This window comes from Mesobacillus sp. ABV4_180, assembly GCF_056158485.1.
This window is the reverse complement of sequence record NZ_JBSWTJ010000001.1, coordinates 781,286-795,131: the sequence shown is the minus strand read 5'-3', so window position 1 is coordinate 795,131 and position 13,846 is coordinate 781,286. Positions and strand designations below refer to the sequence as shown.

Below are 13,846 nucleotides of genomic sequence, written 5' to 3'. Positions count from 1 at the left end.
TCCCCTTTTTGCAGATTTTCCGAATAGTTAAAAAAGCATCTTCATCATAACCTGAAAAAGTGGAGAATGTGTGCAGATTATCGTTTTAGTTCATTACGGTAATGCCATTTGGCACTTCGCCTACCTTTATTGTTTTTACCTCTTTATTTTCCAGATTAATAATGCTGACAGTATTATCAAACATATTGGTTACATAGGCAAATTTAGCGTCATCACTTACCGCCACTCCATGGGCTCCATTCCCTGTTTCGATCACATCGACAACCGTTTTTGTCCCTAGGTCTACTATAGAGAGGGAATTTGAAGGTGATTCCTCCGTTCCTTGATTAGCCACGTAGGCAAATCGGTCGTTCGGATCAACATAAACCTGTGCCGGTCCGACCCCTACTTCTACTTTGGATACTTTCTTCGTATCCAAATCAATGACGGCCAGGGCATTTTCAGCAAAAAGCGTCACTGCCAGAGTTTGTCCATCCGTGGTAATTCCAGTTGTTACAGGTGTTTCCCCTGCCTCAATCCGCTCTTCTTGGAATGTCTCGAGATTAATAACGCTAACCGTGTCCTCACCCATATTGGCAATATAGGCAAATTGGCTGTCCTCTGTAATCCTGAAGCCATGAGGGCCACTGCCAGTAGGAATCGTTTTCACCAATTCATATTTTGCAGCATCGATCACCGAAACGGTGTCATCTTCGTTGTTTGTCACCAGAACATATTTCCCGTCCCCAGAATAAACAACGTGCGCGGGATGGTTCCCTACCTCAACAGTTTTTAACAGTTCATTTGTATAGGAATCATAGAATACTACTTTTCCTGTCATTACTTCCCCATGACCGCCATGGCTGCCATGGCCTCCCTCCTTATTAGGAACAAGAGTAGCTGCCACGACTTTGCCATCAGGTGACAGCTGGATGTTATGGACCACTCCATCGGCCTCGATAGTATCCGTCACTTGATTGTTATCGACGCTGATTTTGCTGATTGATCCTTCCTCATTGGCGGTGAAATAATATTTTTCCAAAGCCTTTTCCTGAATTGCTTTATTTTCTGATGTCTTCTCATCTCCTAGAGCAGGTTTATCACTGCCGCATGCTGCCAGCACCAGAACAATGGATGCAAATACACTAATCATTTTTATGCTTTTCTTCATCTCACACCCTCCTTTATAAATCTACCCTCATCATAATCGGGTTAATTTACGTAAAATGTTAGGTACATCACACATCTAAATTTTTCTCCCTAATCTTTAACATCTTTATGAAATTGATAAAATCTGCAGAGATTTATTGTAGAATCTTCGATTTGAATATTGCAGGGTTTTCCTCCTTGTTGGCAAAGATTAAAGTAAAATAGTTGAATAATTTTTCAGATACGATAAAATAATATCGAAATTCGTTATTGAGTTTCGATAACAAGGAAAGAAGGATTCTAATGGAGGATAAAGTTCTCAGGAAGCTTTTTCTTGGATTCATTCATATTCATATTTTGCATCATGCAAAGGAACATCCGATTTTCGGCCTGTGGATGCTCGAGGAGCTTAAGGAGCATGGCTACAGCATGAGCGCAGGCACTCTTTACCCTATTCTCCACACTATGGAATCCGACGGCCTTCTCGTAAAAGAGGACCGAAATGTCGAAGGGAAAATCCGAAAATATTATCGTACGACAGAAAAAGGAAATCGAGTTCTGGAGGAAGCCCGTAAGAAGGCTTATGAACTTTTCAAGGAAATCAAGGATTGATCTTTTAAAGGAGATGAAAAAATGACAGAGAAAAAGAGCGTAACCTTCAAGTCACTCATGGAGATTTTGATGGTTTCCACCCGGCTGGGCCTGACTTCCTTTGGTGGACCCGTTGCCCACCTCGGATATTTCCATGAAGAATATGTCCGCCGCAGGAAGTGGATGGACGAAAAAAGCTATGCGGATCTCGTGGCTTTGTGCCAATTTCTCCCGGGACCTGCAAGCAGCCAGGTCGGAATCGGCGTCGGCCTGATGCGCGGCGGATTACTAGGAGGGCTGTTCGCATTCCTCGGGTTCACCCTGCCTTCTGTATTGGCGCTGATTATTTTCGCGTTGATTCTACAGGGATTCGATGTCGGAGAGGCAGGCTGGATCCACGGCTTGAAAATCGTTGCCGTTGCAGTCGTTGCCCATGCCGTATTGGGGATGGCGCAAAAGCTGACACCTGATCTACCGAGAAAAAGCATTGCTCTGTTCGCACTCGCCGCGACCTTACTTTGGCAGACGGCGTTTACCCAGGTTGGCGTTATTATCATCGCTGCCATTCTTGGGTATATTTTATTCAAATCCCACAACGCCGAGGATGATTCAAGGATGCATTTTCCGATTTCCAAAGGTGTTGGGTATGTAAGCCTCGGCTTATTTTTCGGATTGCTCATCCTTCTGCCGATTTTACGTGAAGCCACAGCTTTGGACTGGGTTGCGATGTTTGATAGCTTTTACAGATCAGGATCACTTGTGTTCGGCGGCGGCCATGTTGTCCTGCCCTTGCTTGAACGGGAATTCGTGCCAACCGACTGGCTGAGCGAGGAAGCCTTCCTGGCCGGATACGGAGCTGCCCAGGCTGTACCGGGTCCATTGTTCACGTTCGCTGCCTATATTGGAGCGGTCATTGACGGCTGGCAAGGCGGATTGCTGGCAACCGCGGCAATCTTTTTGCCGGCATTCCTGCTCATTCTTGGCACATTGCCATTCTGGGATGCATTACGGCGCAACAGCAAGATCAACCGAGCGCTGATGGGCGTGAATGCTGCAGTAGTCGGGATCCTGATTGCTGCATTCTACCATCCAATCTGGATAAGTTCGATTCTCGAGCCGATCGATTTTGTTTTCGCTGCTGCATTGTTCAGCATGCTCGTCTACTGGAAGCTGCCGCCATGGGTTATCGTTGTAACCGGAGCTGGCGGTGGGCTGATTTTATCGATGATTTTTTAAATAGCAAAAAAAAGCAAAAACCTTGGCCGCTCAGCCAAGGTTTTTGCTTTTATTCGAACGTACCTTTCACAATTGCTTCCCCGTTCTCCACCATCACTTGTCCCATTGCTATTACGGTATCGATTTCGAGGTTCTCGTCCAGCAAGACGATGTCTGCGTCGCGTCCTGTTTCGACTTTACCTTTTTGTGCAAGTTTAAGGACCGTGGCGGGGTTCGAAGTGATGACTCGAATCGCTGCTTCAAGCGGAATTCCCTCGGTCAGAACAGCTTCCTTCACCGCTTTGTATAAAGAGGAAACGCGTCCAATCTGCAGGCCGATCAGTTCTCCTTTTTCATCAAAATCTGGCAGGCTTGCCTGTCCATCGGAAGTAAATGTGATCTGTCCGATATCCACCCCTGCTTCAAGCATCCGTTTAAGCCCGACACTGCATTTTACTTCGCCTTCAGCCAAAAACTTCGGGATTGAGCTTGTCGTAAAATCTACCCAGCCGCCTTTTTTCGCATATTCAATCCCCGCCTCAAACAAATGCGGATTACGGTTGATATGCGTCGGATAAAATTGCCGGATAGGGATATCGGTATTTTCGATCACTTGTTCAATAATCTTCAAATGATCCAGGCTGTCACCGACATGAACATTGACGATGCCGCATTTACCGGATAGCATGCCGCCAATCCGGGCGGCAGAAGCAATTTTCGCCAACTCTTCAGGAGTAGGCTGGGATGATCGGTGGTCGGCAATCGCAATCTCGCCTGCACCAATGACCTTATCGATTAAAATGATGTCGTCCTCGATTTTTCCTGTAAGAGTTTTGACAGGAACCTGGTACGAGCCTGTTTGCACATAGCAAGTAATCCCTTCTTCTTCAAGTCCTCGGGCTTTGGCGATCAGGCTCGCCATCGTCCTGGTCGTTCCATCTGTGCCGAGTACTCCGACCATTGTTGTGATCCCAGCGGTTGTTGCCTCGGTTAACTGGATTTCAGGAGTCCGAGTCCTGTATCCGCCTTCCCCACCGCCTCCGATGAGATGGACATGGGAATCGATGAAGCCAGGCACAACCTTTTTCCCTGCAGCATCAATGACTTTCACTTCAACAAATTCATCTGGAACATCAATGCTGTCCTGGATGAATCCAATTTTTTTATCAACGATCAACAAATCTTTTTTCCCAAGATGATCTGGTGCGTAAATGTCTCCGTTTTTGATAAGCGTCAGCATTAGTGGGATTCCCTCCTGAACTCTTATTCCCTGCCCTTTTTCACCATTATAAACCAATGGATGCTGCGATGTGGAGAGAATGAAAATTCACCATTCGAACTTTTTATAGCATATAATGAGAAGCAAGAGAATGCGAGGTGGCAGGAATGTGCGTTTCAAACAATGCAATCGAACTCCAGGCATACCATTTTGCGGAGGAGATTCAAAAGAGCTCAAAGTACAACTTAGTCCGCGTTTATTTCCTTGGCGATACTTTTCTTGAATGTAGTCAAGCAGTGTCGTTAAGAAACTCTTTAGCAGGCTATGAGAACCTGCCGCTGATCAAGAATCTTATTTTACAAGATAAAGATGGAAAAAAATTTAGTGTTGAGCCTGACGAATTGGGGCTCAGCTTCGCCAAAGGCGAGCTTTCATATGGACAATACCTTAAAATGAAGGCCGGCGACCATAGAAAATTCGTTGCGATCACTTTAGGTTTTACTGGATTTTTCACTATTGCAGCAGGAAGTATTATTGTTTACTTTCTCTAAATAAATTCTGATTCTCTCAAAAATATTGACACATATTCATTATCATACTATAATTTCAAAAACAGTTTAATAAGTTGAAGCGTTGAAGAGAGCATAGTAAGCCGGTCTCCCTGTTTGCAGAGAATCAGTGGTTGGTGGAAACTGATACATAGATTAGGTGAATTTCATTCTTGGAGCTTTTCCTTTTAAAAAAGGAACGGTTATGGCCGTTATCCAGTAACTTGAGCGGGAAGTGAGTTTTGCTTCCAAATAGGGTGGTACCGCGTGTTCAGCCACGTCCCTATCCAGATTGATGGATAGAGGCGTGGCTTTTTATTTTGCCCCGGCATCAATCTTTTTAGCTGAAATAGAGAGAGAAAAGGGAGAATCAACATGGAGAAGGATCAATGGTCATCAAGGGTTGGATTCATTTTAGCGGCAGCCGGTTCGGCAATCGGAATCGGTGCCATCTGGAAGCTTCCGTACGTGACAGGTGTGAGCGGCGGCGGCGCATTTTTCCTGATGTTCATTTTATTTTCGCTGTTCATCGGTCTGCCCCTGCTGCTTGCTGAATTTGTCATCGGCCGCAGCACCAACAAGGAAGCAATTCGCGCGTACTTGGAAATTGCCCCGAAAAGCAATTGGTATTGGATTGGAATACTGGGGGTTGTCACCTGCTTTGTATTGCTCAGCTTTTACAGCGTAGTCGGGGGCTGGATCAGTCTTTATTTTGTGAAGGGACTGGCAGGAGGAGTCGTGGAAACTGGTGCAAATTATGGCGAGCTGTTTGGACAGACAATCAGCAGCTCATGGAGCGTGCTCGCTGCCCAGGCGGCATTCCTGCTGATTACGATTGTTGTTGTCGCAAAGGGTGTACAGGCCGGGATTGAAAAAGCAAGCAAGATTCTGATGCCAGCATTGTTCGTTTTATTCATCATCTTGATTATCCGTTCGTTGACATTGGAAAATGCCATGGAGGGCGTGAAATTCTTCCTTGCTCCCGACTTTTCGGGCATCACCTCTGAAAGTGTCCTGTTCGCGATGGGGCAATCCTTTTTCTCTTTAAGCGTAGGGGTTTCGGTGATGGTAACCTACAGCTCCTATTTGCCTAAGAAAGAGAGCATTGTCCAGCCAGCCTTGTCCGTTGTCGGGATGAACCTCTTCATCGCGCTGCTGGCGGGACTCGCGATCTTCCCGGCGGTATTCTCACTCGGATTCGAACCGGCAGAAGGGCCAGGACTGTTGTTCATCGTTCTCCCTGCTGTTTTTGAAAAATTGGTGTTCGGAGAGCTGTTCCTGCTGTTATTCCTGGCATTGTTCCTGTTCGCGACACTGACTTCAGCATTCTCGATGCTCGAGATCGTCGTGGCCACAATGGCTAAAGGCGACCAGAAAAAGCGGACAAAATATGCCTGGATTGCCGGCGGACTGATTTTCCTGCTCGGCATCCCTTCTGCCCTATCCTTCGGGACGCTGGCTGAAGCTGTGGTTTTCGGAAAAAGCATTTTCGATGCTGCCGATTTCCTTGTAAGCAATATTCTCATGCCGCTTGGAGTGCTGCTGATTTCGATTTTTGTTCCGCTGAAGATAAAGAAGGAAGTTTTGCGGCAGGAGCTGCTTCAGCATTCAAAAGGCGGCAGCTGGCTATTCAGCCTCTGGTATAATGTGATGAGATTTGTTGTGCCAGTCGTCATCATCGTTGTGTTCCTGGATTCATTAGGAGTTTTATAATTCTTTTGAAAGGGAGTTGGCTTCATGCCAGCTCTCTTTTTTGCTGTCAAAAACCTGCAGCAACCTTTTACATGTAATCACAAATTCTATCAGCAGTATAATTTTTCCCAACGAGGCAAAACCTTTTAAGTAGACGATTGCATCGGAGGGATTTTTTTATGTTCTTCAAGAATAAGAAAGCGGAAGTTCCTGACAGCATGAATCAAAAAAATCTCGATGACCGGGTATTAATTCCCGCGGCTCAAAATGAGTTCATCAAGATCATGAAGGAACGGCTTCACAATAGCGCGGATTTGAATATCAAGGAAATGCAGAATGGCTTTACGCTCATTTTCATCGATACCTTAACAGATAACAAGATGATTAACGAACATATTCTCACCCGGTTGGAGGATGTTCATCCTTCCCCTGATGAAGCGCTCAAACACATCACTGTCGCGAATACTTTAAAGCATAAATACATCGAAGACGGACTGGATTCCCTTCTAAAGGGGGGCATCCTGATCCATTCACCCGGTCACTCCATGATTGTCAGCGCCTTGGTCGGCACACAGGAAAACCGTTCATTAACACGCCCGGAAAACGAATCACAGGTATTAGGTCCGCAAATCGCATTTAACGAAAGCCTTACGACAAATATATCCCTTATCCGGAGGTTTCTCACTAACCCAAACTTGTGCAACGAAAGTTTTACGGTTGGAAAACAAACCAATTCGGGAGTTTCGATCATTTATTTGAAAGGGATTGCTGATGAGGAAATGGTAGACCGGGTGCGTGAGAGGATAAAGAAGATACAAATCGATAGTGTCCTCGACAGCTCGCAGCTTGTCCATTTAATCGAAGACAATTCCCTGGCGATTTTCCCCCAGTTGCTGACCACGGAAAGACCTGATCGCGCCTGTGCATGGCTGCTAAATGGCAAAATCGTCATCCTGGTGGATGGCAGCGTGCAAGTAATCGGTGCACCACAGTCTTTTATTGAATTTTTCCAGAGCATGGAAGATGAAAGCGTCAGATGGCAAATTGCTACCTTCCTCAGGATTTTAAGAATTTTTTCGATGATTGTTTCAATTTTTTTCACACCGATCTATGTGGCCGCTTTAACATTCCATTATGAAATCATCCCCCAGACATTGTTGATTCCTTTGGGTGAGTCAAGATCGAGGGTTCCATTCCCTCCCATCTTTGAGGCATTGCTGCTTGAATTAATGATCGAGCTCCTCAGGGAAGCAGGAGCCCGGCTTCCGACAAAGGTTGGCCAGACAATGGGTATCGTTGGCGGTATCGTCGTTGGAACAGCGGCTGTAGATGCAGGTTTTACGAGTAATATCCTGATCATCATCATCGCTGTAAGTGCACTGGCGTCCTTTACAACCCCTAACTATATGATGGGGAATGTCATCAGGGTGCTGAGATTTCCATTAATCATTTTAGCTGGATTTTGGGGATTTTACGGCCTGATGATCGGTTTTTGTTTCCTGCTCATTCATCTGCTCAGGCAATCAAGTCTCGGCAGCCCGTTTCTGGCTCCCTTTTATCCGCCGCGGTTCGCTGATTGGCGCGACAGCATCGTCCGTCTTCCAATAGGATGGACCAATTACCGTCCGTTACAGACAAGACCAAAGAACAGATTGAAATACAAAGCTCGAAAATCCAAAGAATAAAGTTGTGGTGTTTTGAATGAAGGTGTTTATCGAGCCCAAACCTCAGAATATGATCAATACCTTCCTGCTTGTTTTTATTGTTCATTCCATGCAGGTAGGTGTTGGGATCCAGGGATTTCAGCGGATTATCTATCTCGAAGCAAAGCATGACGCTTGGATTTCAGTCCTTTTAAGCGGATTGGCAACAGCTGTGGTTGGCTTTGTCATGGTAAAAATATTGTCCGCTTTCGAATCAACCGACCTGTATGGGATCCATCATGAAGTTTTTGGAAAATGGATCGGAAATGCTTTGAATATCTTATTCATACTCTACTTTCTTGGCGCCTTCCATTCCGTCGTCCGAAATTATATGGAAGTCATCCAGGCATGGATCTTCCCTGAGGTCCCTATTTGGCTGCTTGCACTGACTCTAGTGTACCTCGTCTTCTATGGATTGAATGGTGGACTTAGGACAATCGTAGGTGTCAGCTTTTTCAGTGTCATCCTGTCACTATGGCTGGTTCTTTTGCTTGCATATCCATTCCAGTTCACGAATTGGGACTACCTCTTCCCAATATTCGAGTCAAGTATTCCCGAAATTTTAAGAGGCGCAAAACAAATGACTTTTACGGTGATTGGTTTTGAAATCATCTTTGTTGTCTATCCCTTTTTAAAAGAAAAGGAGAAGGTCCATAAGCATATGCAATTGGGACTTTTATTCACCACCATCCTGTATCTTGCGCTTATGGTCGTCTCCCTTGCTTATTTCAGCGGCGGTCAGCTTGAAAGGACGATCTGGGGAACACTGTCTCTATTTAAAATTGTCCGGTTTCCATTCATTGAAAGGTTCGAGTATGTCGCCATCACCTTTTGGGTATTGATCATCCTTCCCAATCTGATGTTTTTCATGTGGGCTGCATCCAGGGGACTTGGGAGGATTTTCAATAAAAAGGAGAAGAAGTTCGGCTGGCTCCTGCTCGCCATTCTTTATATTAGTTTCCTCTATCCGATGAACAGAGTTGAAATCAACATGTATAATGATTTCTTTGCGAGATGGGCGTTCTATATTGTCTTTGGTTATCCTTTCCTCCTATATGCTGCTGTTTTGATAAAGAAGAAATTTTTCAGGAAAAAGGGTGAGAACAATGCACAAAATCCTGAATAAGGTGACGGCTTTGCTTCTTGTTATCATACTGGCAGCAGGCTGTGCAGAGCCTAAAACACTCGAGCGGATGGGCTTGATCACAACTGTTGGCTATGATTTAACCGATGATGGCCAAATACTATCGACAATGGTCCTAATCCAAATCGACCCGGAATCCCAGCAGAGATCTGTCATTTATACGGCCAAAGCACCAACAAGCAAAGGCGCAAGGATTAAAGCAGACCATAAGAGCCCAAAGAAAATCCAATCCGGTCAGCTCCGGGTAGCTTTATTCAGTGAAGAAGTCGTCAAAAAAGGACTTATTAATCTCGCTGATACACTCGTCCGTGACCCTTCAATCAGTGAACTTACCTACCTTGCAGTTGTGGAGGGCAGCGCCAATGAGCTTCTAAACCAGAGAAACTCTAAGTTCACTGATATCAGCCAGCTGATTTACAAGGAGCTTGATCAAAACATCAAAGGAGAGGCCATCCCTTCTTCAACCTTACAGGAAACCCTGCATGATTACTATTCCGTTGGGATTGATCCCATCATGCCTACGTTAAAAGCGACAGATGGGAATGTTGAAATCACCGGAGTTGCCTTGATAAAAAAGGATAAGATGGTCGGCAAAATCAATTCAAGAGACGCCTTTTATCTAAAACTTATTAATGACCGCTACGAAGCCGGATCAATCGAATTAGCCGTTAGCAAAGAAGGTTTCGACAATATCGAGTCAGTTGAAGGTCCCGAAAAACTGGCTGTGGTCATGGATACAATCCATAGCAAAAGCGATATTAAGCTCATCAACAAGGAAAACCTCGATTTTCAAGTGAAAATAGAATTGAAAACAAGGCTATTGGAAATCAATCAGGCACTGGATTTAAAGAATCCAGCCAATCTAAAGAAGCTTGAAAACAGACTGGCCGAAAAAATAAGAACAGATGTAGAGGCATTGATTGATAAAGCCCGTAAGGTAGGATCCGATCCTTTTGGTTTCGGAGAGATTTACCGCAAAAGCGTCAGGAAATCCAATTTGACTTCTGAAAAATGGTACGAGATGTATCCAGAAACCAAGGTCAACGTTGACATTGAGTTTGAGATTTTGAGGACTGGTGTTGTGGAGTAAGCAAAACCGCTGTTTTTTGGGCAGCGGTTTTTCGTTGGTTTTAAAGTGATATTCCCACTAAGACGCCACTTTAACAAAACGTAGTATTTAAGAAGCCCACCCCTTCCAAATAACGACAAAAAACCGATTCCTTTGTCATAAAAACAAGAAAGAAATTCTTACCATATAACGGTAAAAAATGTAACTTTTGTGAAAGGAATTCGTTTATTAGAGTGTAAGAACGTTTTAAATAATGCACGACTTCAAAATAGCCATTCTGGAAAGCTGGGTCTGCAAAAGTTAGGACGGTTTTTGAACTCAAGGGGGATGGGGAATGAAAAAATTTATTATTTGTATTGTGCTTCTTGTATCGATGGTGTTATTCGAGGCACCAGCGTTTGCTGCGGGCGGGGACATTATTATCATCAATAAGTCCAAAAATCAACTCGCTTATTATCAAAATAATAAACTGGTAAAAACGTTCAAAGTGGGTACCGGCAGGAAACCTTCTTATACGCCTGAGGGCAAGTTCAAGATAGTTAACAAAATTAAGAATCGTCCTTATTACAGCGGGAAAATTCCTGGCGGTGACCCTCGAAATCCTCTTGGCAACAGATGGCTAGGCATTAATGCAAGAGGGACCTGGGGAACTACTTATGCCATACATGGCAACAATAACCCTAATTCAATCGGCGGTTATGTAAGCGGCGGATGCATCCGGATGTACGATCATGAAGTGGAATGGCTCTATAAGCAGGTTAAGGTGAATACTCCTGTTATCATTACTACTTCCAAGAAGTCCTTTACTTCCATCGCAGCCGCTAATGGATACAAGGTATCAGGAGAGGCTTCCGTTCCGGTGTCTGCTATCCCTTCAAGCTCCGTCCTGAAAAAAGGCATGAAGGGTCCAGAAGTTAAGAAAATGCAGCAGCTCCTAACAAAAAAGGGCTACAGCACCAAAGGGACTGATGGAATATTCGGACCAGCAACAGAAGCAGCGGTTAAGAAATTCCAAAAATCAAAAAAACTTAAAGTTGACGGAGTAGTCGGACCTGCTACCAAAAAGGCATTAGGGATGAAATAAATCGGCTAAATCCAAGTTCAGAAGGTAATCATCGCATAGGTGATTGCCTTCTGCTTTTTTCCGGCTGCTTTGTTAACTCTGACCACATTTTGAAGCTGATTCAGTTGTAGTATACTTTACGTAACATTCAATAATGGGAAGTGTTAAACATCATTCATTCAACATTGCTTTTTATCATAGCTGGAATTGCTGAAATTGGTGGCGGATATTTAATTTGGTTATGGCTTAGAGAAGGAAAGCCCTATTACTGGGGAATAGCAGGTGGAGTGGCTTTAGCCTTTTACGGAGTGATCGCGACATTCCAGACCTTTCCCTCCTTCGGCAGAGTCTATGCAGCATATGGTGGAGTGTTCATCGTTCTCTCCGTTTTGTGGGGATGGGGAATAGATAAAAAAACACCCGATCTATATGATTGGGCAGGTGCAGCAATATGTCTGATTGGCGTAGCTGTAATGTTGTTTGCACCAAGGCAATAAGTACTGCAAATGAATAGCCTGATAGGCAAAAATATAACCCATCCCTCATGCTAAGGAATGGGTTTATTCGTTATTTTACTCTTCATTCTTTTTTAGGTAACCAAACAAAGTGGATTCAACCATTTTTGTTGACTCAAACCTTACAGTGTCATAAAGATATGCAAGCAGTGGAAAAAGGTTTACTCGATAATCAAAAATGAATCAAGCACATCTTCATATCGTGCCTATTCAAACCTTTTCCGAATCTTTGTGAATTGCTGTCTCCTCGATTGTATCATCCGTCATAATATCTCGAGTAGATTTCTTAAATTCCCGCAGTGTTGAACCGAAGGCTTTACCGATTTCCGGTAATTTAGAAGGGCCGAATATTATTAGGGCAATCACTAAAACTAGTATTAACCCTGGGATTCCAATGTTTTGAAGCATAATTTCACTCCTTGGTAACGAATTTTGTCATTCCTTTATTAACCACTTCTTTCAATGGTAATATTCGTTTAAATTCACATCCTTACCAAGCTTTTTTAACCCTTGATTCATTTTATATACTGTTGAAAAACGCGGGCGATATTGTGGATCTCTAAATAATTTCATGATTGTACCGTTGCTTAAGGTTGATGCTTTTTCTAATTCAGATATCGTGATATCTTTTTGATTTTCAAACCATACTCCAAATTCACTTCTTTTTTCTGCGAAGCTCATTATAATGACACTCCCTTTTTGTTGCCTAGAGCAGTTGGTCCTAGGAGATAGCTTTTATTGGGTGCCTGTATAGAGTCAATCCAAGTACTCTAACCTTAGAATTTAACAAAAAATGCAGTAAAGTACATAATGAACAAACCTATTGCGAACCCGGAAAGGTTTAACCATGAAACAGAAGGTTCATTATTTTTTCGATGATCCTCAATGAGCATTTTTGCAATCACATAAATAACTTGCAAAATCGCCCCTGCTCCAATCCCTAAGAATAAAGCTCCCAATATTGGCGAGAAAATAAAACCGCCAAACCACGTCCCTAGAATGGCTGGGCCGCCGGCAATTGTACCAAGCAGCAAAAAGTCTCTTATTCTGGGCTTCGTTTTAAGTAACGGTGCCGCAATACCGATTCCTTCAGTAATGTTATGAAGAGTAAACCCGATAATCAGGAATGTTCCCAACGCAGCTTCTCCAAGTCCAAAAGATGATCCGATTGCCAAGCCTTCTCCAAAATTGTGAAGGCCGATTCCAGTTGCCATTAACAGTGCCGTAGCAAACGGTGTGTACCCTTTTGATTCTTTTTTCTTGATTTGATATTGATCAAAGCCAATCAACAGCAAGAAGGTCAAGGATGCTCCGATGATAACTACCATGTTTCCTTGCAATACTGATGGAGCTTCTGCTCCGATCTCAAATCCGTCAGCTAGTGTACCAACAAATAAGAAAAGCAATAGACCCACAGTGAGCGCAAGTATCGCATTAATCGTTTTTCTTCTTAACCTCTTCATAAAAGGAAACCACAATAGACCGAGCGCTATCGGTACAATACCAACATAAAATCCAATTAATCCGTAATTTAATAAGTTGTTAAAATCGGCTTGTGGCGTAAGTGTTGCAGCTGCAATCTCACCTTCTGTAATGATGGCATTTTCAGTAATCAGTTTAATGACATGGGGATCTCCTTGAACCCATGGGTAATTGATTTTTACCGTTGCTTTATCAAAACGTTCTAGAGTAGTGCCAGGTGAAACACTGAAGTTCCAAACAGAGTCATCCACCATCACCTGGGATATTGTTAACGTTTCCGGACCGGTATTGCTTACCTTTAACTCAAAACCTATTTTTGTTACGATGATTCTCTCAATATTCAAAACTTCAATAGGAGCAGCTGGATCTTTCTCGACCCCTGCACCATTTGTAAATATCCATCCAATGACCCCAAGCAGCAGAGCCATAGGAATTAACACCGTAAAAATCAACTTAGTCTTCATTGTCATCCCCCCA

At 43.7% G+C, this 13,846-nt stretch carries 14 protein-coding genes and 1 other annotated feature; of the genes, 9 read left to right on the top strand and 5 right to left on the bottom strand.

Translation table 11 applies throughout. The annotated features are described in order from the left end of the window. Positions 1-85: 85 nt before the first annotated feature. Positions 86-1,150, bottom strand: coding sequence for a YncE family protein (locus ACXAEA_RS03880; protein ID WP_475094624.1), 1,065 nt, complete (start codon positions 1,148-1,150; stop codon positions 86-88). Between the two features lie 281 nt (positions 1,151-1,431). Between ACXAEA_RS03880 and ACXAEA_RS03875 the strand changes: the two genes are divergently transcribed. Together ACXAEA_RS03875 and chrA are read left to right on the top strand one after the other, a co-directional pair. Further along, the gene (locus ACXAEA_RS03875; RefSeq protein ID WP_475094623.1) at positions 1,432-1,740 is read left to right on the top strand and encodes a PadR family transcriptional regulator; all 309 of its coding nucleotides are present in this window, start codon (positions 1,432-1,434) and stop codon (positions 1,738-1,740) included. A 21-nt stretch (positions 1,741-1,761) separates the two neighbouring features. After that, positions 1,762-2,955: a chromate efflux transporter gene (gene chrA, locus ACXAEA_RS03870; RefSeq protein WP_475094622.1), complete on the top strand. Its 1,194-nt coding sequence runs from the start codon at positions 1,762-1,764 to the stop codon at positions 2,953-2,955. Between the two features lie 49 nt (positions 2,956-3,004). Here the strand turns inward: chrA and iadA are convergent, their stop codons facing one another. Next, positions 3,005-4,174, bottom strand: coding sequence for a beta-aspartyl-peptidase (iadA, locus tag ACXAEA_RS03865; RefSeq protein ID WP_475094621.1), 1,170 nt, complete (start codon positions 4,172-4,174; stop codon positions 3,005-3,007). A 146-nt stretch (positions 4,175-4,320) separates the two neighbouring features. Here iadA and ACXAEA_RS03860 point away from each other — a divergent pair, with 146 nt between their 5' ends. The 7 genes from ACXAEA_RS03860 to ACXAEA_RS03830 all read left to right on the top strand — a co-directional run bounded on the left by ACXAEA_RS03860 (position 4,321) and on the right by ACXAEA_RS03830 (position 11,869). Continuing rightward, the gene (locus ACXAEA_RS03860; RefSeq protein WP_475094620.1) at positions 4,321-4,704 is read left to right on the top strand and encodes a hypothetical protein; all 384 of its coding nucleotides are present in this window, start codon (positions 4,321-4,323) and stop codon (positions 4,702-4,704) included. A gap of 73 nt (positions 4,705-4,777) precedes the next feature. Then, positions 4,778-4,989, top strand: a binding site (T-box leader). A gap of 87 nt (positions 4,990-5,076) precedes the next feature. Then, the gene (locus ACXAEA_RS03855) at positions 5,077-6,414 is read left to right on the top strand and encodes a sodium-dependent transporter (protein ID WP_475094618.1); all 1,338 of its coding nucleotides are present in this window, start codon (positions 5,077-5,079) and stop codon (positions 6,412-6,414) included. Between the two features lie 158 nt (positions 6,415-6,572). Then, entirely contained in the window at positions 6,573-8,078 is a 1,506-nt protein-coding gene (locus tag ACXAEA_RS03850) for a spore germination protein (RefSeq protein WP_475094617.1), read from the top strand. 16 nt (positions 8,079-8,094) lie between these two features. Further along, positions 8,095-9,222, top strand: coding sequence for a GerAB/ArcD/ProY family transporter (locus ACXAEA_RS03845; protein WP_475094616.1), 1,128 nt, complete (start codon positions 8,095-8,097; stop codon positions 9,220-9,222). Beyond that, entirely contained in the window at positions 9,203-10,330 is a 1,128-nt protein-coding gene (locus ACXAEA_RS03840; RefSeq protein ID WP_475094615.1) for a Ger(x)C family spore germination protein, read from the top strand. The genes ACXAEA_RS03845 and ACXAEA_RS03840 overlap by 20 nt, the downstream gene beginning before the upstream one ends. A 313-nt stretch (positions 10,331-10,643) precedes the next feature. Then, positions 10,644-11,393, top strand: coding sequence for a L,D-transpeptidase family protein (locus ACXAEA_RS03835; protein WP_475094614.1), 750 nt, complete (start codon positions 10,644-10,646; stop codon positions 11,391-11,393). A 140-nt stretch (positions 11,394-11,533) separates the two neighbouring features. Continuing rightward, positions 11,534-11,869 carry a YnfA family protein gene (locus ACXAEA_RS03830; RefSeq protein WP_475094613.1) on the top strand — a complete coding sequence of 112 codons (336 nt, stop codon included), beginning with the start codon at positions 11,534-11,536 and terminating at the stop codon, positions 11,867-11,869. Positions 11,870-12,097: 228 nt separating this feature from the next. Here the strand turns inward: ACXAEA_RS03830 and ACXAEA_RS03825 are convergent, their stop codons facing one another. From ACXAEA_RS03825 to ACXAEA_RS03815, 3 genes are all read right to left on the bottom strand, one after another. After that, positions 12,098-12,295: a twin-arginine translocase TatA/TatE family subunit gene (locus ACXAEA_RS03825; protein ID WP_475094612.1), complete on the bottom strand. Its 198-nt coding sequence runs from the start codon at positions 12,293-12,295 to the stop codon at positions 12,098-12,100. A gap of 51 nt (positions 12,296-12,346) precedes the next feature. Next, the gene (locus ACXAEA_RS03820) at positions 12,347-12,568 is read right to left on the bottom strand and encodes a helix-turn-helix domain-containing protein (RefSeq protein ID WP_475094611.1); all 222 of its coding nucleotides are present in this window, start codon (positions 12,566-12,568) and stop codon (positions 12,347-12,349) included. Positions 12,569-12,663: 95 nt separating this feature from the next. Then, positions 12,664-13,833 carry a ZIP family metal transporter gene (locus ACXAEA_RS03815; protein WP_475094610.1) on the bottom strand — a complete coding sequence of 390 codons (1,170 nt, stop codon included), beginning with the start codon at positions 13,831-13,833 and terminating at the stop codon, positions 12,664-12,666. Between the last annotated feature and the right edge of the window lie 13 nt (positions 13,834-13,846).

What these genes read in the sequence shown, in the direction of transcription:
- ACXAEA_RS03860 (WP_475094620.1), top strand. Translation starts at nt 4,321, where the DNA reads ATGTGCGTTTCAAACAATGCAATCGAACTCCAGGCATACCATTTTGCG.
- chrA (WP_475094622.1), top strand. Translation starts at nt 1,762, where the DNA reads ATGACAGAGAAAAAGAGCGTAACCTTCAAGTCACTCATGGAGATTTTG.
- ACXAEA_RS03835 (WP_475094614.1), top strand. Translation starts at nt 10,644, where the DNA reads ATGAAAAAATTTATTATTTGTATTGTGCTTCTTGTATCGATGGTGTTA.
- ACXAEA_RS03880 (WP_475094624.1), bottom strand. Translation starts at nt 1,150, where the DNA reads ATGAAGAAAAGCATAAAAATGATTAGTGTATTTGCATCCATTGTTCTG.
- ACXAEA_RS03815 (WP_475094610.1), bottom strand. Translation starts at nt 13,833, where the DNA reads ATGAAGACTAAGTTGATTTTTACGGTGTTAATTCCTATGGCTCTGCTG.
- ACXAEA_RS03875 (WP_475094623.1), top strand. Translation starts at nt 1,432, where the DNA reads ATGGAGGATAAAGTTCTCAGGAAGCTTTTTCTTGGATTCATTCATATT.
- ACXAEA_RS03825 (WP_475094612.1), bottom strand. Translation starts at nt 12,295, where the DNA reads ATGCTTCAAAACATTGGAATCCCAGGGTTAATACTAGTTTTAGTGATT.
- ACXAEA_RS03840 (WP_475094615.1), top strand. Translation starts at nt 9,203, where the DNA reads ATGCACAAAATCCTGAATAAGGTGACGGCTTTGCTTCTTGTTATCATA.
- ACXAEA_RS03850 (WP_475094617.1), top strand. Translation starts at nt 6,573, where the DNA reads ATGTTCTTCAAGAATAAGAAAGCGGAAGTTCCTGACAGCATGAATCAA.
- ACXAEA_RS03820 (WP_475094611.1), bottom strand. Translation starts at nt 12,568, where the DNA reads ATGAGCTTCGCAGAAAAAAGAAGTGAATTTGGAGTATGGTTTGAAAAT.
- ACXAEA_RS03855 (WP_475094618.1), top strand. Translation starts at nt 5,077, where the DNA reads ATGGAGAAGGATCAATGGTCATCAAGGGTTGGATTCATTTTAGCGGCA.
- iadA (WP_475094621.1), bottom strand. Translation starts at nt 4,174, where the DNA reads ATGCTGACGCTTATCAAAAACGGAGACATTTACGCACCAGATCATCTT.
- ACXAEA_RS03845 (WP_475094616.1), top strand. Translation starts at nt 8,095, where the DNA reads ATGAAGGTGTTTATCGAGCCCAAACCTCAGAATATGATCAATACCTTC.